We start from the raw sequence: 18,370 nt of genomic DNA on the forward strand, positions 1-18,370 counted from the left end.
TGGACGGTAGCGGCCCGATCGCCCCCTCGTCGGCCCTCGGGAGGCGGTCGGGCCGTACATGCGGGTCACCCGGCGACGATGCCGATCGCCGATCGGGCCGGGCGGTGGCGCAGCAGCCGCCACGTCGGCAGCACGCTCGCCAGCACCGCGAGCAGCAGGCAGAGCCCCACCACCGCGCCGATCACCGGCCACGGCACCACCAGGTCGACCGTGGCGCCGACCTGTTCGGCCAGGCCGGCGCGGATGCTCAGCAGGCCGGCGAACGCGACGGCGCCGCCGAGCACCGCGCCGATCAGCACCACCAGGGCGGACTCCGCCGTGACCAGCCAGAGGACCTGTCGGCGGGTGGCCCCGGCCAGCCGGATCAGCCGCAGGTCGGCTGCCCGGCCGGCGGCTGCCAACAGCAGCGTGTTGGCCACCGCGATGGCGCCGTAGCCGGCCGACACACCGATCAGCAGCAGGGTGCACAGCCAGACGAGGCGGTCCTCGGCGCGGTCCGCCTCCGCGGCCCAGGCGGGGACGTCGATGATCCGCGCCCCGAGCGGAGGTTCGACCCGGTCCCGGACGTACACCGTGGAGGTCAGCGCGGAAGGGTCGTGTGCCCGCACGACGGCCCGGGTCAGGAGGAGGTCCCCGGGGATCGAGTTGTCGGTGACCACGGCGACGACGCGCAGCGGCACCCGCTCCCCGTCCGCGAAGACCACCGGGTACGGCTCCGGCGGCAGACCGGGCGCCGGCGCCGCCGAGGCGGTGAGCGCCACCGTGTCGTCGCCGCGCAGGTCGTCGAGCGAGCCGGCGACGACGTCGAGCACCCGGTTCGCCTCGGCGAAGCCGGCCGGGTCCACGCCGAGCGCGTTCAGCGGCCGGATCCCCGTTGACGGTTCGGGTTCGGTGACGAACACCGTGGTCGGCAGGAGCGCGGCGCCGCCGGTGGCGGCGACGGCACGGTCCGACAGGCCGGGTGCCCGGTCGGGCGCGATGATCCAGCCGGCGTTCACATTGTCCGCCCGGCCCGCCGTGTACGCCGCGGTCGTGGTGAGCACCATCCCGGACACCAGCACCGCGAAGGCGACCGTGAGCAGCACCGGCGCGGCGGTCGACGCGGTCCGTCGGGTCGCGGTCAGCGCCCCGGCCCGGACCAGCAGCCCGATCGCGCCGCCGCGCCGCCGCACCGGGGAACGCAGCAGCCGCACCACCGGCCCGACGATCGCCGGTGCGAGCACGGTGGATCCGGTGACCAGGGCCATCACCGCGTACAGGGCGTAGGTGGCACCGTCGCGGGCGTCGTCGGAGGTGGCGGTACCGAGGCTGAGGGCGGCCCCGGTCGCCAGGAGAAGCGCCCCGGCGGCGACACGCAGCCGCCCGATGGGTCGCTGCTCCACCGCCGCCTCGCGCAACGCCTCCAACGGGGGGATCCGCGCTGCCCGGCGCGCCGCCGACCACCCGGCGAGCAGCGCCACGACCGGCCCGACGGCGAGCGAGGCCGCGAGCGGCCACAGGACGTACCGGACCCGGAAGGTCGCCGGCTCCAGGCCGACGTCGACCAGCACCCGGCCCAGCGCGGGGGTGAGCGCCGCTCCGACCAGGAGGCCGGCGAGCCCGGCGGCACCGCCGACGGTGAGCGCCTCGCTGTGCACCATTCGACGGATCTGGCGGGGTGTGGCGCCGACGGCACGCAGCAGGCCCAGCTCGCGGCGGCGCTGCGCGACGGTGAACGCGAAGGTGGAGGCGGCCACGAAGACCGTGACGAAGCCGGCGAGGGCCGCCGTTGCGGTCAGGACCTGCATCCCGATCCAGCGGGTCCGGGCATCACCACGCGGCTCCAGCGCGCCGCGCCGGTCGCCGGTGAGCACTCGTCCGTCACCGCCGACGACTCCGCGTGCCTCGGCCCCGACCCGTTCCGGGTCGGCGCCCGCCGCCAGCATCAGCCCGATGGCCCGGACGCCGGGTGCGAGGGTGGCGGCGACGTCGTCCGCGACGTGGACGCCCGGCGCGTCGAGGAGACCGGTGACCGTGTACGGCTCCGGACCGGCCGCGGTCAGCAGGGTGACCGGCGTGCCGGGCCGCAGCCCGAGCGCACGGTCGACGACGACCTCGCCGGGCCGGCGGGGCGGCTCGCCGGCCGTCAGACGCAGTCCACCCAGCCGGGCACTGGACCAGCCATGCCCCTGGTGGGCGTCCTCCCGCTGGCCGTCGGTGGCCGGGGGCCGGCCGTCGACGAGCGGCTGGGCGTAGAAGGTCCGGTCGGGGATCGCCGCCGCGACGCCGGGCAGGCCGGCCAGCCGTCCGGCGAGTTCCGTCGCCCTCGCGGCGGACCAGGGGCGGGTCGGCGCGAACGAGTCGGCCCTACCCGCCTCGGGGCTCTGCACGACGACCGCCGCCCGCGCCAGCCGGTCCGGCACCTGTGGTCGTCCGGAGGCGAGCAGCAGGGTGGCCGCCGTGACCAGCGCGACCCCGATGGCGACGGCCACGAACGCGCCAGCGGACCGCCGGACGCTCAGCACGACGGCTCCACGGCCGTGTGGGCCGCCGGACGCGACGTACCCGTCGGATCGGTGTCCCGCTCGGCGATCCGTGCGGCGACGACCGCGGCGGTGATGCCGCCGGTCAGTTCGTCGGCGAGGCGGCCGTCGGCGAGCAGGAGGACCCGGTCGGCGTACGCGGCGGCGGCGGGATCGTGGGTCACCATGACGACCGTCTGCCCGTGGTCGTCGACGAGCCCTCGCAGCAGCCGCAGGACCTGCCGGGACGCGGCGCTGTCCAACGCCCCGGTCGGTTCGTCGGCGAAGACGACCGCCGGACGGGTGATCAACGCCCGTGCCACGGCGACGCGCTGCTGCTCGCCGCCGGACAGTTCGCTCGGCCGGTGCCGGGCCCGGTCGGCCAGTCCCACCGCGTCGAGCGCGGCTTCGACGTCCCGGGCCGGCGGGCGGCGTCCGGCCAGGCGCAACGGTAACTCGACGTTCTGCGCCGCGGTCAGCGTGGACACCAGGTTGAACGCCTGGAACACGAAGCCGATGCGGTCGCGCCGCAGCCGGGTCAGCGCGTCCTCGCCCAGATCGTTCAGGCTGGTGCCGTCGATCGTGACGGTCCCCTCGGCCGGCCTGTCCAGCCCCGCCGCGCAGTGCAGCAGAGTGGACTTCCCCGAGCCCGAGGGGCCCATCACCGCCGTGAACGTGCCGCTGGCGAAGCTGGTCGTCACGCGGTCGAGCGCCGTCACCCGCCGGGTTCCGGTGCCGTACACCGCGCGCAGCCCCGTGAGGGTCACCGTGTCAGTGGTCATGACCGCCACGGTGCCGGCTCGGGCGGGTGCCGCGCGTCGTGCCGACGCGGACATTTTCCGGCCATCCCACGGGTGGAGTCGGAGGCCCGCAAGCGCCGGCACCTCGTCCTCGGGAATGACCACCCGCAGGTGGACGCGGCCAGCCCGGCCGGCCGATACCGTCTGACAGGTGACCGCTCTCCTGCTGACCCGGCGGCTGCGGCCGGTGGATCTGTACATCGTGGACGCCGTGCTGGCCGTGGCGGTCGGCGGGCTGCTCTGCCCGTACGCGGCGCTGGAGTCGCCGCTGCACGGCGGCGTACGCGAGCCGCTCTGGGTGTCCGTGCTCGTCGGGATGGCCCTCGGGCTGCCGTTGGCCGTTCGGCGGCGGTGGCCGATCGCCGTCGCCGTCGTGATCAGCGGCAGCACCACCGGGGCACTGGTCACCGGCGTGATTCCCAACTACGCCGCTGCCGCGCCGGCGCTCGCCATCGGCCTGTCCTTCTACACCGTGGCCGTGTCGACGGCCACCCGCCGGTCGATGCTCTGCGCGGCCGGTTGTCTCGCTCTGGTGAGCGTCGCCCTGGTGCTGACAGCGGGCGACCTCTGGTCGCGGACCGGTGGGGTCGTCTACGCCGCCGTCATGATCACGCCGGCCTGGCTGACCGGCTGGTTGATCCGGGAGCGACGCGCGCTCGCCGCCCGGCAGGGCGAGCACCTGGTCCGTCAGGCCGCCACCGAGGAACGGCTGCGGGTGGCCCGGGAGCTGCACGACGTGGTGGCACACACGATGAGCCTCATCGTGGTGAAGGCGGCCGTCGCCAACCACGTCGCCGAGGCCGACCCGCGTGAGGCGGGAGCCGCGTTGCGGGTGATCGAGGAGACCGGCCGCAACGCGCTGACCGACATCCGCCGGGTGCTCGGCGTGCTGCGCGAGGGCACCCCGTACGCGCCGGCACCCGGGCTGGACGAGTTGCCCGGCCTCGCCGAGCAGGCGGCGATCGGTGGCGTCGACGTCCGGCTCGACGTCCGACGCGAGGAGACGGACGGCGCGGTGCCGGAGTCGGTGGGCCTCGCGGTGTACCGGATCGTGCAGGAGGCGGTGACCAACGTCGTGAAGCACGCAGCCCCGGCGTCCTGTCGGGCGACGGTGACCGTGACGCCCGGCGAGGTGCGGGTGGAGGTGACCGACGACGGCCGGCGCCCGGTCCTGCCGGGAGGGGACGGGCACGGTCTGACCGGCATGCGGGAGCGGGTGGCGTTGCACGGCGGGGACCTCCGTGCCGGGCCGCAGGCCGGCGGAGGTTTCGCGGTGCGGGCGCGGCTGCCGTACCGGGTGGCCGCGTGATCCGGGTGCTGATCGCCGACGACCAGGCACTGCTGCGCGGCAGTTTCCGGCTGCTGGTCGACCTCACCCCGGACTGCACGACCGTCGGCGAGGCGGGCACCGGCGTCCAGGCCGTCGCGCTGGCCGGCCAGCACCGCCCGGACGTGGTGCTGATGGACGTCCGGATGCCGGAGATGGACGGCATCGAGGCGACCCGGCGGATCTGCGCGGATCCGGCGACGGCGGGCACCCGGGTGCTCATCCTGACCACGTTCGACCTGGACGAGTACGTCTACGGTGCGCTGCGCGCCGGGGCCAGCGGCTTCCTGCTCAAGGACACCCCACCGGCGGACCTGCTGGCCGGCATCCGGGTGGTCGCCGCCGGCGAGGGTTTGCTCGCGCCGACGGTGACCCGCCGGCTGATCGACGAGTTCGCCCGACGGCCCGAGCCGGCCCGGCCGCTGCCGCGACGGCTGGACGGGGTGACCGAGCGCGAGCGGGAGGTGCTCGCGCTGATCGCCCGTGGCCTGTCCAACGCGGAGCTGGCCGCGCACCTCAACCTCAGCCTGGCCACGGTGAAGACGCACGTCGGACGGCTGCTGACCAAGCTGGCGGTACGCGACCGGGCGCAGCTCGTCATCGTCGCCTACGAGACGGGCCTGGTCGGGCCGGGCGGCCTAGGCTGAGCGGGTCGGCCCGGCGCGCTGAGGAGGAGCACATGACCCGCTACGTCGCCCTGTTGCGCGGGGTCAACGTCGGCTCCACCCGGCTCGCGATGGCCGACCTGCGCCGGCTGGTCACCGACCTCGGGCACGACGACGTGCAGACGTACCTGCAGAGCGGCAACGTGGTGTTCGGCAGCAGCGTCCGCGACGCCGGGAAACTCGCCGGTGGGATCGAGCGGGCGCTCGCCGACGAGCTGGGGCTGACCGTGCCGGTGCTGGTCCGCAGCACCCGCGAGTTGGCGGCGGTGGCCGGCGGCAACCCGTACGCCGAACGGGAGGACGACCCGACGAGGCTGCTGGTGGCCTTCCTCGCCACGGCCCCGAAGCAGTCGGCGGTGGGCGCGCTGACCGTGCCGGGCGGTGAGAACGTGGCGTTCACGGTGACCGGCCGGGAGGTCTACCTGCACTTCCCGGACGGCGGCTACGGGCGGTCGAAGTTCACCAACGCGTACCTGGAGAAGAAGCTCGGCGTGGTGGCCACCACCCGCAACTGGAAGTCGGTGCGCGCCCTCGCGGAGCTGGCGGCCGGCTGAGCCGGCAGGTGGCCGCGACGGACCGGCCGCGACCACCCAGCCGGGCCGGTCAGAAGTGGTACGCGGTCTCGTACTCCGGCAGCAGCACCCGGCTGCGCGGCGAGATCCGGCGCACCGCCGCGATCATGTCGTCCAGTCGGGGGCGGTCGGCCGGTGCGACGACCGGCGGGTTCTGCAACCTGGTCTCGAAGTTGTCCCAGTGCACCGGCACCACGACCTTCGGGTAGTCCAGACCGGCCAGCAGCCGGGGCAGGTAGTCGCCGGTGGTGGTGGCGCTCTGCATGGCCACCATGGCGACGTCCGGTGCCAGACCGGTGAGGTTCCGCTCGGCGACGTCGCTGGCCCCCGTGAAGTAGACCGACGGCCCACCGTCGACCCGCAGCAGGTAACTCAGCGTGTCCCCCTCGGGCAGGTCGGCGATGGTCGCCGGCAGCGCCGGCTGGCTCACCCGCACCCCGGGGAACGCCACCGAGTACGAGGGGTTGCGGCTGTGCAGCGAGCCGACCACCTCGACGGTGTGATCGCCGAAGTCCAGCACCTCCCCGCCCTTCACCGGGCTGAGCTGCGTCGATGGCATCCCGTAGGCCAACCCCAGGTGGTACGCGGTCAGCGTGCCGAACACCCGCGCGCCGGTTCGCCCGGCGATGTACGGCACGTCCATGAAGTGGTCCCAGTGGGTGTGCGTGACCAGCACCGTCGTGGCCCGGTCGACGCGCGGGTCGATCACGTCGGTCCGCACGGTCAGCGCGGTCGCCTGGTTGAACGCGCCGGTGAACAGGCCGGTGTCGATCCGGCTGAGGTACGGGTCGACCAGCACGGTCCGGCTTCCGATGTCGATGCGCCAGCCGGCCGTGCCCCACCAGCGGAAGCTGACCGCGCCCCGGCGGCCGCTGGTCGGTGCGGGGGCGGCGGCCGGCGGCGCGGCCTGGGCCGGGGCGGCGGAGGTGGCGGCGAGACCGCCGGCGGAGACGAGGGCGGTGGTGGCTGCGGCGTCGCGGAGGAAGCGACGGCGGTCGAGACTGGGCATGACGGTTCTGCTCCCCGTGGTCGGGCGATTGGTCGACACGAGCCAATCAGCGTCACCCGGCCCAGGTCCAAGATCCATCACCGTCGGCTCCGATACGCCCGCGCATATCGGGCCAGCTCAGCGGTGGTGCCCGAAGCTCCGGCGCTCGGAAAATCAGTCGCCGCGCAGCGCCTCGACGGCCGTCCGGGCCGCGTACCCCATCGCCATGTCCACGTCGATCCGGCGCGGGGCGAGCCGGTCCGCGCGGGCGAAGATGGCTATGGCGTACCGGCCGCCGTCGGGATACTCGGCGACCCCGGCCTCCAGGTGCAGCCCGGGCAGGGTGCCGGTCTTGCCGGACACCCGCACACCGGGCGGGAACCCGGCGGCCAGCCGGGTCCAGAAGATCTGCCCGGCCATCCAGGTGCGGACCATCGCGCAGGCCGCCGCCGGCCCCGCCTCGTCGCGCCAGATGAGGGCGAGCAGCCGGGTGATCTCCCGGGCGGTGCTGGACGTGGTGCGCGACGGGTCGAACACCCGCATGGCCCAGACCCGGTCCTCCGGCAGGGTGGGGAAGACCCGGGCGAACTCCGCCTCGGTCCGCGCGCCCACATCGGCGAGCATCGCCTCGACCAGGTCCCGGGGGCCGCCGAGAACCCGGGTGCGGGTCAGCCCCAACTCGGCGGCGAGCATCGGCAGCAGGTCCGGGCCGACCCGGCGCAGCAGCAGGTCGGCGGCGGTGTTGTCGCTCACCGACATGGCGAAGTACGCCAGGTCGCGCAGCGACACCTCGGCGTCGTCGGTGCAGCCGGCCAGCCCCCACCCGCCGAGCCGGTCGTTGGCGGTGACCAGGATCCGCTCGGTCGGGTCCAGCTGACCGGCGACGACCTGCCGGGCGAACTCCAGCACCAGCAGGATCTTGAAGATCGAGGCGATCACCACCTGCTCGTCGGCGCGCAACCCGACCTCCCACCGGCCGTCGATCAACCCGTCGACCGGACCGTCGGTCAGGTCCACGGCGTCCAGGTCGACGGCGTGCAGGCTGGCCGTCACACCCGCTCCGGCGAAGATGGCCTCGATGCGTTCCCCCACGTCCACCCCGGCACGGTATCCAGCAGCGCGATGCCGCCGCTGGCGTAGGGTCCGGCCGTGGACCTGCTCCGGCACCTGCGGCACTTCGTGGTGGTCGCCCACGAGCTGCACTTCGGGCGGGCGGCCGAGCAGCTCGGCATGGCCCAGCCGCCGCTGAGCCAGTCGATCCAACGGCTGGAACGGGAGCTGACCGTCGAGCTGTTCGACCGGTCCCGCCGCCAGGTGCGGCTCACCACCGCCGGTGAGCTGCTGCTCGGCGAGGCGGAGGAACTGCTCGCCGGTGAGGGTCGGCTGCGCAACCTCATGGGGCAGGTCCGCGCGGGCGAGCTGGGCGTCCTGCGGGCCGGTGTGCCACCGGAGACACCCGCGGTGACCCTGCGGGCGCTGCTGGACGAGCTCGCCAGCCGGGCACCCGGGCTGGACGTGGAGCTGCACGAGCTGACCACCGGCGAGCAGGTGCGGATGCTCACCGAACGGAACCTGGACGTGGGGCTGGTACACCACCCGGTGACGGCGGACGGACTGCGCTTCGGCGCCCCGGTCGACGTACCCCTGGGGGTGCTGCTGCCGCGAACCTCGCCGCTGGCGCGCGGCCGGGAGGTGACGCTCGCCGCGCTGGCCGGCCTGGACCTGGTGGCCGCGCCCCGGGCCACCGCACCGGGCTGGCACGACCACCTGCTGGCGGTGTGCCGGCGGCACGGCTACCGGCCGGCCCGGGTCCGCCCGGCGCGCAACCCGGAGTTCCTCTTCGGGCTGGTGCTGGCCGGTGGCGCGGTGGCCGTGGAGCCAGCGACGGTGGCCCGTCGGGAGCCCCGGATCGCGTGGCGGCCCATCGCCGACGCGCCCCTGACCAAGCGCACCTCGGCGGCCTGGCCGGACCGCTCGGCGCACCCGGCGGCACCGATGTTCGGGCAGCTCGCCGCCGAGGTGCTGGCCGCCGCCGAGCCCGCACCGCCCACGCCGGGCGGGCCACCGTCGGTGCCGGCGGCGCGACCCTGGCCGGTGCTCTTCGACACGACCGGGTGAGCGGGTCCACGTTGCGCTCGTCACCCTGAGAACGGCGGTGAATCCACCTCCCGCTCGGGTAGGGATAACAGGTGGCACGCGTGGACGTGATCGCACGCCTGGGTGCCTCGGACGAAGACGCGAAGGAGCCGCAGTGGCCAACACGATTCCCGACATCAGCCTGAACGACGGCACGACCATTCCGCAGCTCGGCTTCGGGGTGTTCCAGATCGAGCCGAAGGACACCGTCGCGGCGGTGACCAAGGCGCTGGAGGTGGGCTACCGGCACATCGACACCGCCGAGATGTACGGCAACGAGGCCGAGGTGGGCGAGGCCGTACGCGTGTCCGGCCTGGACCGGGACACGGTCTACGTGACCAGCAAGCTGAACAACGCCTTCCACCGCCCCGACGACGCCCGCAAGGCGTTCGACTCGACGCTGGCGGCGCTGAAGATGGACTACATCGACCTGTTCCTCATCCACTGGCCGCTGCCGACCCTCTACGACGGCGACTTCGTCTCCACCTGGAAGGTGCTGGAGGAGTTCCAGCGCGACGGCCGGGCCCGCTCGATCGGCGTGTCGAACTTCCAGGTGTCGCACCTGCAGCGGCTGGCCGCCGAGGCGGACGTGGTGCCGGCGGTGAACCAGATCGAGGCGCACCCGTACTTCGGGAACGAGGAGGTCCGCGCCTACGGCCGCCAGCACAACATCCTCACCGAGGCGTGGTCGCCGATCGCGCAGGGCAAGGTGCTGGGCGACCCGACGGTGGTGGACATCGCCGAGCAGCTCGGCCGGACCCCGGCGCAGGTGGTGCTCCGCTGGCACGTGCAACGCGGCGACATCATCTTCCCGAAGTCCACGACCCCGGAGCGGATCGAGGAGAACACCCGGATCTTCGACTTCGAGTTGGACGACACCGCGATGGAGCGGATCACCGCGCTGGACAAGGGCGAGGCCGGCCGGCAGGGCCCGAACCCGGACACGTTCGCCTACCTGCCGGAGTAACGCGACGGGCGGCGACGGCGCACACAGAAAGGGGGCCTGACCGGGCCCCCTTTCCGTGTGAAAGGACCGCCCCCGGCGATGTCGCTCCGCCGTACCACCCCGGCTCTGCTGTCGTTGCTCCTGCTCGTGCCCGCGGCCTGCGCGCCGAGCCAGGCCGCCGAGACCCCCCGCTGGTCCGCGCCGGCCACGTCGGCCCCACCGGAGCCGCGTCCCGCGCCGACCTCCACGGCCGAGGTACGCAGCCTGGTGGGCAAAGCCATGCTGGACCTGAACGCGGAGTTCCACCCGGAGACCGCCCAGTACACCGACGAGAACACCGACGCGTGGAAGCTGATCTCCCTGTGCAAAGCGAGCCTGCCGTCGGACATCAAACGCACCGCGCACCGGGAGCGGACCTGGGACGGCGAGAGCGTGTGGATCCGGCAGTACGTCGTCGGCTACCTGAAGGTGCCCGGCCGCAAGCTCGCCGACGAACTGCGCTCCGTCCTCGCCACGTGCAAGGAGTACGAGGTGCCCGACGACGGGCGTACGTCGACGGTCCTGCGGCCCTCGCCCCCGCCGGTGCCCAACGGCCCCGACGTGATCACCTTCTGCGAGCGGTTGAAGGGCAAGACGACCCGCCACCAGTGCACGCTGGTCCTGGTGCGTGGCAACTTCGTCATGGAGGTCGACGCCTCGGCGAGCGACGGTGACCTGGCGGCCGGCACGGCACTGATCGCGAAGATCGCGCCGCTCGCGGTTGCCGCCATGGAGAAGATCGCCTGAACGCCGCCGCGGGGCGGACGCCGCGGCTGCCGCGCCCGCCCCTCCCCCGGCTGGCGGCCCCACGCCAGCCTCCGTGGTCAGATCCGGCCCACGGAGTCCTGGTTCTGCAGCACCAGCCACCGGCCGTGCTGGTAGGTGTAGCTCACCCCGATCAGCAGCGGCACCCTGGTGCCGGTGGCCGGCACCGCGTAGACGGAGTCGAACAACACGAAGCCGGTCTGGCACCCCACCACGGTCTGCTTGGCCACGCTGAACGACTGCGTCCAGGAGTCGTCGGCGAAGAATTCCCGCAGCCAGTCGACGGTGGCCCGCTTGCCGTCCAGCACCTCCCCGTCGGAGGCGAAGACGCTGGTGACGTCGGGATGCAGCAGCGCGGCGAAACCGTCCAGGTCACGCCGGGCCGTGGTGTCCACGTACGCCCGGACGGCACGGTCGAAGGCGCGCTCGCAGCCCCGGGCCGCCGCGTCACCGGTTGGTGTGTCATCCGCGCCGGGGGTGGCGGCCGACACCGCTGCGGGAGCCGCGGCCAGCAGGCCGGCGGTGAGCCCGATCAGGGCGATCGTGCGGCCGAGCCGGCCGGCGGGACGGGCGGAGGCAGGTGGGCGCATCGGGTTCTCCTCGGTTCGAGTGGCTCTGCCGTCGCAGCCAACCCGACCCGCCGCGCCACCGGGTAGTGATTCGAACCAGCTCGAATGCGGAGCGCGCGTCGACGCCACCGCTTGTACGATCCGCGCTGTGATGGTCGCGCATCTGGACGGCCCGAGCCTCGCCCGGCTCCGGTTGGCGATCTCGCCGGCCTGGGAGGTGACGTCCTGGCTGCGGGCCGCGCTCTCGCGGTTCGGGCATCCGGTGCACGGCGATCCCGGCCCGGCCGCCCGCGCCGCGCTGCGGCACCCCGACGTGGCCCTGGTCGCGGAGCTGGTGACCCCGCCCGGCCGGGTCGGCTACACGCCGGACCTGCTCACGCCGAAACCGCCGCTGGGCCCGCTCGACACGGTCTTCGACCAGCAGTTGGCGGCCATGGCGGCGACACCGGACGACGAGGTGGCGACGCAGGTGAACGAGCGGTTCCGGGCGGGCGGGATGCCGGCGCGGGTCCGCGCGGCGGTTGAGGACGGCACCCTGGCCCGGCGGGTCACCGACGGGTTGCTGCACTTCTGGCGGGCCGCGCTCGCCGAGCAGTGGCCGGCGGTGCGGGCCACGCTGGAGGCCGAGCTGGCCGTCCGGGCCACCGCCATGGCCACCGTCGGTGTGGGCAGCATGCTGAACAACCTGCACCCGAAGGTCGGCTGGACCGGCGGGTCGCTGACCATCGACAGCTCGTACCGGATCACCACTGCCCTGACCGGTGCGGAGCTGGTGCTCGCGCCGTCCGCGCTGGCCTGGCCGCAGGTGTCCACCCAGCTCTGCGACGAGGGCAACGCGGTGCTGGTCTATCCGCTCGGAGTGGGGCGGGCGGAGCAGCGCCGGGCGGGCCGGCTGGACGACCTGCTCGGCGCGAGCCGGGCGGCGATCCTGGCGGACCTGGACGTGCCCCGCTCCACCGCGCAGCTCAGCGAGCGGCACCAGTTGGCCCCGGCCACGGTCTCCTACCACCTGGGCGTGCTGCTGCGCTCCGGCCTCGTGGCACGCAGCCGGGAGCGGCACAGCGTGCTCTACCGGCGATCCGCCCACGGGGACGGGCTGGTCGGCCGCCGGCCCGGTCAGGAAGCGACGCGCTCGGCGAGCCGGCGGAACGCCGCCTGGGTGGGCGAGCCCGGCTCCGGTACGTAGACGATCATCTTCTGGTCGGTCTCCGGCACGTACAGCACCCGGCACTCGAACTCCAACGGCCCCAGCTCGGGGTGTGGCACCCGTTTGACGACCGGCCGACGTTCGGCCACGTCGTGCTCGGCCCAGAGCTGGGCGAACCGGGGCGAGGTGCCGAGCAGTTCGGTGACCAGCTGCTGAACCTGCCGGTCACCGGGGTAGCGGCCGTAGGCGGCGCGCAGGTCGGCGACCGAGGTGCGGACGAACCGCATCAGGTCGGGGTCGGTCCAGTGGCTGTCGTCGGCGGGCCGGCGGAACATCCAGCGGATCATGTTGCGGTCCGTGGCGGGCACGCTCGCCAGGTCCCCGACGAAGTACGTGGCCAGCCGGTTCCAGGCCAGCACGTCGTAGCTGGCGTCGACCACGTACGCGGGGGTCTCGGTCATCGCGTCGATGAGGTGCCGCAGGCCCGGGGTCAGCTCCCGGCTCGGCCCGGCGGCCGGTGGTGGGCTCTCCCCCGCCACCCGGAACAGGTACTCCCGCTCGTCCCGGCTGAGCAGCAGTGCCCGGGCCAGCGCGGACAGCACCTGCCGGGACGGGTGCGGCCCTCGACCCTGCTCGATGCGGATGTAGTAGTCGACCGACATGCCAGCCAGTTGGGCCACCTCCTGCCTGCGCAGCCCGGGGGTGCGGCGCCGTACCCCGTCGGGAAGGCCGACCTCGGCGGGGCGCAGTCGCGCGCGACGGCTGCGCAGGAACGCCGCCAGCTCGTCGCGTCGCAGGCAGGGGCGGGTCATGTCCTCAAGCTTGCCTCAGCCACCGCCGGTGAGGGTGGTACCACCGGTCCCAGCCTCAGCCGGTCTCTCCCGCCGGCTCGGCCGGGTGGGCAGCCTCGGGGCATGACGAACATGATCGCCCTGATCACCGGGGCCAACAAGGGAATCGGCCTGGCCACCGCCCGGCAGCTCGGCGCGCGGGGCATGACCGTGCTCGTCGGCGCCCGGGACGCCGAGCGAGGCCAGGCAGCGGAGCGGGAACTGCGCGACGGCGGGGCGGACGCCCGGTTCGTGCCACTGGATGTCACCGACGCCGAATCGGTGGCGGCCGCCGCGAAGCTGGTCGAGCAGGACCACGGCCGGCTGGACGTGCTGGTCAACAACGCCGGCATCGTGCTCGGCGACGGGCAGCGGGCACTGCCCAGCGACACCACCGTGGCGACGCTGCGCCGCGTGTTCGAGACGAACGTGTTCGGGGTGGCGGCGGTGACCAACGCGATGCTGCCGCTGCTGCGCCGAGCGCCGGCCGCGCGGATCGTCAACGTCTCCAGCGAGGTCGGCTCCATCACGGTGATGACCGACCCGGCGGGTGCGCTGTTCGCGCTGACCTCGGTGCCGTACCCGTCGTCGAAGGCGGCGCTGAACATGCTCACCGCCATGTACGCCAAGGAGCTGCGGGACACCCCGATCAAGGTGAACGCCGCGAACCCGGGTTACTGCGCCACCGACTTCAACGGCAACAGCGGCTTCCGGACCCCTGAGCAGGGCGCCGAGGTGAGCGTGCACTTGGCGACGCTCCCGGCGGACGGGCCGAGCGGGCTGCTGTGGGGCTTCCAGATGGACGCCGGCGGCGGATACGGGGTGCTGCCCTGGTGAACGCTTGACCTCGAGTGCGCTCCAGCCGGCAGGGTGGTGTGCGGGCGCCCACCGGTAGGGCGCACGAGAGGAGATCCTCATGCGGTACCGCACGATCGGCGCCGACCCGGCGACCCGGCGCGAGGTCAGCGTGCTCAGCCTCGGCGCGATGCTCTTCGGCAGCGCCACCGACGAGGCCACCTCGTACGCGATCCTCGACCGGTACGTCGAGGCCGGCGGCACCTTCATCGACACGTCGGACAACTACGCCTTCTGGGTGGATGGCGGCCAGGGTGGGCAGAGCGAGGAGCTGCTCGGGCGCTGGCGGCGCAGCCGGGGCGTCGGCGCCGAGATCGTCATCGCCACCAAGCTGGGTGCCCGCCCGCTGGCCCCGGGGACCAGCTACCTCGACAACGCCGAGGGCCTGTCGGCGAAGGTGATCCCCGAGTCGGCGCAGCGCAGCCGGGACCGGCTCGGCGTGGAGCGGCTGGACCTGCTCTACGCGCACATCGAGGACCGGGCGGTGTCGCTGGCGGAGACCGTGGAGGGCTTCGCCGAGCTGGTCGCCGAGGGCACGGTGGGGTTGCTGGGGGCGAGCAACCACCGGGCCTGGCGGGTCGAGCGGGCCCGGGCGCTGGCCGCCGCCGCCGGCCTGCCGGGGTACGAGGTGCTCCAGTACCACCACACCTACCTGGCCCGGCGGTCCGACATGGCCAACGCACTGGACCCGGACGGCGACCCGGGCTCGGTCGGCCCCGACCTGCTCAGCTACCTGCGCGTCGAGCCCCAGCTGACCCTGGTGGCGTACTCCCCGCTGCTCAAGGGGGCGTTCACCCGGGCGGACAAGCCGCTCGGCGCGGAGTACGACCTGCCGAGCGCGCCACGCCGGCTGGCCGCGCTGCGGGAGGTGGCCGGACAGACCGGGGCAACGGTCAACCAGGTCGTGCTCGCCTGGTTGCTCGGCGGCGACCTGCCGACGATCCCGCTGGTGGGCGCCTCCTCGGTGGCCCAGCTCGAGGAGAGCCTGGCGGCGGTGGACCTCGAGCTGACCGACGAGCAGCGGCACCGCCTCGACACCACCTGGTGACCGAGCACCCTCTCGATGATCGCCCCGCCGGCGTCAGCCCTCGGCCGGTGGGGCGGTCAGGTCGAGCTGCCAGTCGTTGGCGCGCATCAGGTGCCCCGGCGGGTACTCGAAGCCCGTCTCGCCCAGCAGCGTGAAGCCGGCCTTGCGGCAGACCGCGTTCGAGGCGGGATTGTCGACCGACGGGTAGGCGTGCGCGTAGCGGTGGGTCCGCCGGGCGCGCGCCACGTCGACGACCGCACGCACCGCCGCCGTGGCCAGGCCCTGCCCCCGGTACGCGGGCAGCACCGCCCAGCCCATCTCGTACACCGGTTGGTCGCGCCACTCGCGGGTCCAGTAGCCGACGCTGCCCGCCCGCGCGCCGTCGGGCAGCACCAGGGTGAACATGCACCCCTGGCCGCCCTCGGCGAAGTGCACGTAGCGGTCATGCCGGGCGAGCACCTGCTCGTCGGTCTCCGGGCCGCCGGTGTGCTTGCGCGTCTCCGGTGAGTTGAGCTGCCGCAGCAGGTCGAGGTCGCCCTCGTGCCACGGCTCGATGCGTACCTGCGTCATCCCGCCCTCTGTTCGTCGACCCCATTCAAGCCGACCCCACCGACATCGCGGGCCGCTAGACCGGATCTAGCGGGCCGCCGGCCGCGCTCTCGCGCCTCACGGTTGAGACCACGAGCCGGGAGGGGGAACGATGACGCCGCTCAGGATCGCCGTGATCATCGGCAGCACCCGGGAGGGGCGGGCCGGCGACGGGGTCGCCCGCTGGTTCGTCGACCAGGCCGAACGGCACGACGACCTCACGGTGACGGTCGTTGACCTCACCGAGTACGACTTCCCGGCCAGCTACCCAGCCGCGCCGACCGCGTCCATCCGGGCGTTCGTCCGCGAGGTCGGGCGGGCGGACGCGTTCGTCGTGGTCACCCCCGAGTACAACCACAGCTTCCCGGCACCCTTGAAACAGGCGATCGACTACGCGTATGACGAGTGGCAGGCCAAACCGGTCGGCTTCGTGTCGTACGGCTGCCGTTCCACCGGCATGCACGCGGTCGACCAGTTGCGCACCGTCTTCACCGCACTGCACGCGATGACGGTGCGCGACGTCGTCGGCATCGACCTGCTGGCCGGTGAGCCGACACCGCACTGCACCGACGAGCTGCGCCGCGACACCCGCGCCCTGCTCGACCAGCTCCGCTGGTGGGGTCTGGCGCTGCGCGACGCCCGCGCCGCCCGGCCCTACGCCTCCTGAGAACGTCCGACGAAAGGTAAGAACGATGAGTAGACGCACCACCGGCCTGGCCATCGAGGCCGAAGGGCTCACCCGCTCGTTCGGGGACACCAAGGCCCTGGCCGGCATCGACCTGCAGGTGCCCGCCGGCACCGTCTACGGCCTGCTCGGCCCCAACGGGGCCGGCAAGACCACCGCCGTGCGCGTGCTCGCGACGCTGCTGCGACCCGACGGCGGCCGGGCCCGTATCTTCGGCCACGACGTGGTCACCGAGGCCGACGCCGTCCGCGGCCGGGTCAGTCTCACCGGCCAGTACGCCTCCGTCGACGAGGACCTGACCGGCACGGAGAACCTGGTGCTCCTCGCCCGCCTGCTCGGCCTGCGCAAGCCGGCCGCCCGGGAGCGCGCGGCGGCCCTGCTCGCCGCGTTCGGCCTCACCGAGGCGAGCGACCGTCAGGTGAAGAAGTACTCGGGTGGGATGCGGCGGCGCATCGACATCGCGGCCAGCATCCTCAACACCCCGGATCTGCTGTTCCTCGACGAGCCGACCACCGGACTCGACCCACGCAGCCGCAACCAGGTGTGGGAGATCATCCGTGCGGTCGTGTCACACGGCACGACCGTGCTGCTGACCACGCAGTACCTGGACGAGGCCGACCAGCTCGCCGGACGGATCGCGGTCGTCGACCACGGCCGGGTGATCGCGGAGGGCACCCCGGGTGAGCTGAAGTCGTCGGTCGGCTCCGGCACCGTCCACCTGCGACTGCGCGACCCCGGGCAGCGGCCCGAGGCGGAGAAGGTGCTCCAGGCGGCACTCGGCGTACCGGTGCAGCTCGAACCCGACCCGGTCGCGTTGCTCGCCCGCGTCGGCGAGGCCGGCAGCAACCTCGACGCCAGCGCGCAGGCCGCCCGCGCGCTCGGCGACCTGGCCCGCGCCGGCATCGTCGTCGACGACTTCTCCCTCGGCCAGCCCAGCCTGGACGAGGTCTTCCTGGCCCTGACCGACCACCCCGCCGTGCCGGCGGACGAGCGCGACGACCAGCTGGAGGCAGCCCGATGAGCGACACCACCACCACGACGACCGAACGGGCGCCGTCCGTCTACGTCCCGTCCGCCGAGGCGCTGTCGACCGTGCTCGCGCCCGGTGCGCGACCGCCCCGACCGAGCGCGCTGGGGGCGTCACTCACCTTCGGCTGGCGGGCCATGCTGAAGATCAAGCACGTGCCGGAGCAGCTCTTCGACGTGACCGCCTTCCCGATCATCATGGTGCTGATGTTCACCTACCTGTTCGGCGGCGCGCTCGCCGACAGCCCACGTGACTACCTGCAGTTCTTCCTGCCCGGCATCATGGTGACCAGCGTCGTGATGATCACCATGTACACCGGCATCGGCCTCAACACCGACATCGAGAAGGGCATCTTCGACCGGTTCCGGACGCTGCCCGTCTGGCGGCCGGCCGCCCTGGTCGGCATGATCTTCGGCGACGTGCTGCGCTACATCCTCGCCGCCCTGGTCATCCTCGGCGTCGGGCTGGCGCTCGGCTTCCGCCCCGACGGTGGGGTGGCCGGCGTCGCCGCAGGGATCGGGCTGCTGGTGGTCTTCTCGTTCGCGTTCTCCTGGGTGTGGACGTTCTTCGGGCTGATCCTGCGCAGCGAGAAGTCGGTCATGGGCGTCAGCATGATGGTGCTGTTCCCGCTGACGTTCCTGAGCAACGTCTTCGTCGAGCCGAGCACCATGCCCGGCTGGCTCCAGGCGTTCGTGAACGTCAACCCGGTGACGCAGCTCGTGGCCGCGGTCCGCGCGTCGATGTCCGGCTCGTCGGACCCGTCGAGCGTGATGTGGTTGCTCGTATGGAGCGCCGGGTTCGTAATCGTCTTCGGCACGCTGACCATGTACCGCTACAACCGTCGCTGACCCCTGATCACCCGGTCGGGGGGGGGGGGGGGGGGGGGGGGGGGGGGGGGGGGGG

General features: G+C 73.5%; 19 protein-coding genes. 12 read left to right on the top strand and 7 right to left on the bottom strand.

Annotated features, from left to right (window positions below; genetic code table 11):
- Positions 1-65: 65 nt before the first annotated feature.
- Entirely contained in the window at positions 66-2,504 is a 2,439-nt protein-coding gene (locus ACTWLT_RS25030; RefSeq protein WP_445320458.1) for an FtsX-like permease family protein, read from the bottom strand.
- Entirely contained in the window at positions 2,498-3,283 is a 786-nt protein-coding gene (locus ACTWLT_RS25035) for an ABC transporter ATP-binding protein (protein ID WP_445320459.1), read from the bottom strand. Before ACTWLT_RS25035 ends, ACTWLT_RS25030 begins: the two co-directional genes overlap by 7 nt.
- 169 nt (positions 3,284-3,452) lie before the next feature.
- On the opposite strand from ACTWLT_RS25035, the gene ACTWLT_RS25040 reads away from it, so the two are divergent.
- Genes ACTWLT_RS25040 through ACTWLT_RS25050 form a run of 3 tightly spaced genes read left to right on the top strand, consistent with a single transcriptional unit; the run spans position 3,453 to position 5,847 of the window.
- Positions 3,453-4,610 carry a sensor histidine kinase gene (locus ACTWLT_RS25040; RefSeq protein WP_252418598.1) on the top strand — a complete coding sequence of 386 codons (1,158 nt, stop codon included), beginning with the start codon at positions 3,453-3,455 and terminating at the stop codon, positions 4,608-4,610.
- Entirely contained in the window at positions 4,607-5,275 is a 669-nt protein-coding gene (locus ACTWLT_RS25045; protein ID WP_252418599.1) for a response regulator, read from the top strand. Before ACTWLT_RS25040 ends, ACTWLT_RS25045 begins: the two co-directional genes overlap by 4 nt.
- Positions 5,276-5,307: 32 nt before the next feature.
- Entirely contained in the window at positions 5,308-5,847 is a 540-nt protein-coding gene (locus ACTWLT_RS25050; protein ID WP_252418600.1) for a DUF1697 domain-containing protein, read from the top strand.
- Between the two features lie 49 nt (positions 5,848-5,896).
- Here ACTWLT_RS25050 and ACTWLT_RS25055 read toward each other — a convergent pair whose 3' ends face one another.
- Both ACTWLT_RS25055 and ACTWLT_RS25060 read right to left on the bottom strand, forming a co-directional pair.
- Entirely contained in the window at positions 5,897-6,874 is a 978-nt protein-coding gene (locus ACTWLT_RS25055; RefSeq protein WP_445320460.1) for an MBL fold metallo-hydrolase, read from the bottom strand.
- 153 nt (positions 6,875-7,027) lie between these two features.
- Positions 7,028-7,951 carry a serine hydrolase gene (locus tag ACTWLT_RS25060; RefSeq protein WP_445320461.1) on the bottom strand — a complete coding sequence of 308 codons (924 nt, stop codon included), beginning with the start codon at positions 7,949-7,951 and terminating at the stop codon, positions 7,028-7,030.
- A gap of 51 nt (positions 7,952-8,002) precedes the next feature.
- Here ACTWLT_RS25060 and ACTWLT_RS25065 point away from each other — a divergent pair, with 51 nt between their 5' ends.
- From ACTWLT_RS25065 to ACTWLT_RS25075, 3 genes are all read left to right on the top strand, one after another.
- Positions 8,003-8,971, top strand: a complete 969-nt coding sequence (locus ACTWLT_RS25065; RefSeq protein WP_445320462.1) for a LysR family transcriptional regulator — start codon at positions 8,003-8,005, stop codon at positions 8,969-8,971.
- Positions 8,972-9,104: 133 nt separating this feature from the next.
- Positions 9,105-9,956: an aldo/keto reductase gene (locus ACTWLT_RS25070; protein WP_445320463.1), complete on the top strand. Its 852-nt coding sequence runs from the start codon at positions 9,105-9,107 to the stop codon at positions 9,954-9,956.
- A gap of 78 nt (positions 9,957-10,034) precedes the next feature.
- Positions 10,035-10,721, top strand: a complete 687-nt coding sequence (locus tag ACTWLT_RS25075; RefSeq protein WP_252418605.1) for a hypothetical protein — start codon at positions 10,035-10,037, stop codon at positions 10,719-10,721.
- A 77-nt stretch (positions 10,722-10,798) separates the two neighbouring features.
- Here the strand turns inward: ACTWLT_RS25075 and ACTWLT_RS25080 are convergent, their stop codons facing one another.
- Positions 10,799-11,329, bottom strand: coding sequence for a nuclear transport factor 2 family protein (locus tag ACTWLT_RS25080; RefSeq protein WP_445320464.1), 531 nt, complete (start codon positions 11,327-11,329; stop codon positions 10,799-10,801).
- A 130-nt stretch (positions 11,330-11,459) separates the two neighbouring features.
- Between ACTWLT_RS25080 and ACTWLT_RS25085 the strand changes: the two genes are divergently transcribed.
- Positions 11,460-12,494: an ArsR/SmtB family transcription factor gene (locus ACTWLT_RS25085; protein WP_445320474.1), complete on the top strand. Its 1,035-nt coding sequence runs from the start codon at positions 11,460-11,462 to the stop codon at positions 12,492-12,494.
- Here the strand turns inward: ACTWLT_RS25085 and ACTWLT_RS25090 are convergent.
- Positions 12,425-13,267 carry a helix-turn-helix transcriptional regulator gene (locus ACTWLT_RS25090; protein WP_252418607.1) on the bottom strand — a complete coding sequence of 281 codons (843 nt, stop codon included), beginning with the start codon at positions 13,265-13,267 and terminating at the stop codon, positions 12,425-12,427. The genes ACTWLT_RS25085 and ACTWLT_RS25090 overlap by 70 nt on opposite strands.
- A 102-nt stretch (positions 13,268-13,369) precedes the next feature.
- On the opposite strand from ACTWLT_RS25090, the gene ACTWLT_RS25095 reads away from it, so the two are divergent.
- Complete coding sequence (locus tag ACTWLT_RS25095) at positions 13,370-14,122, top strand: SDR family oxidoreductase (protein ID WP_445320465.1); 753 nt, start codon at positions 13,370-13,372, stop codon at positions 14,120-14,122.
- 79 nt (positions 14,123-14,201) lie between these two features.
- Positions 14,202-15,188, top strand: a complete 987-nt coding sequence (locus tag ACTWLT_RS25100) for an aldo/keto reductase (RefSeq protein WP_445320466.1) — start codon at positions 14,202-14,204, stop codon at positions 15,186-15,188.
- Positions 15,189-15,221: 33 nt separating this feature from the next.
- Here the strand turns inward: ACTWLT_RS25100 and ACTWLT_RS25105 are convergent, their stop codons facing one another.
- Complete coding sequence (locus tag ACTWLT_RS25105) at positions 15,222-15,737, bottom strand: GNAT family N-acetyltransferase (RefSeq protein WP_445320467.1); 516 nt, start codon at positions 15,735-15,737, stop codon at positions 15,222-15,224.
- Between the two features lie 130 nt (positions 15,738-15,867).
- Here ACTWLT_RS25105 and ACTWLT_RS25110 point away from each other — a divergent pair, with 130 nt between their 5' ends.
- From ACTWLT_RS25110 to ACTWLT_RS25120, 3 genes are read left to right on the top strand one after another with little or no spacing between them, the layout of a single operon-like run.
- Entirely contained in the window at positions 15,868-16,422 is a 555-nt protein-coding gene (locus tag ACTWLT_RS25110) for an NADPH-dependent FMN reductase (protein WP_252418611.1), read from the top strand.
- Positions 16,423-16,447: 25 nt separating this feature from the next.
- A complete protein-coding gene (locus ACTWLT_RS25115; protein ID WP_445320468.1) occupies positions 16,448-17,461 on the top strand; it encodes an ATP-binding cassette domain-containing protein in 1,014 nt (337 codons plus the stop codon).
- A complete protein-coding gene (locus tag ACTWLT_RS25120) occupies positions 17,458-18,315 on the top strand; it encodes an ABC transporter permease (protein ID WP_445320469.1) in 858 nt (285 codons plus the stop codon). The genes ACTWLT_RS25115 and ACTWLT_RS25120 overlap by 4 nt, the downstream gene beginning before the upstream one ends.
- The last annotated feature ends 55 nt before the right edge of the window (positions 18,316-18,370 follow it).

The organism is Micromonospora yongxingensis, assembly GCF_052601155.1.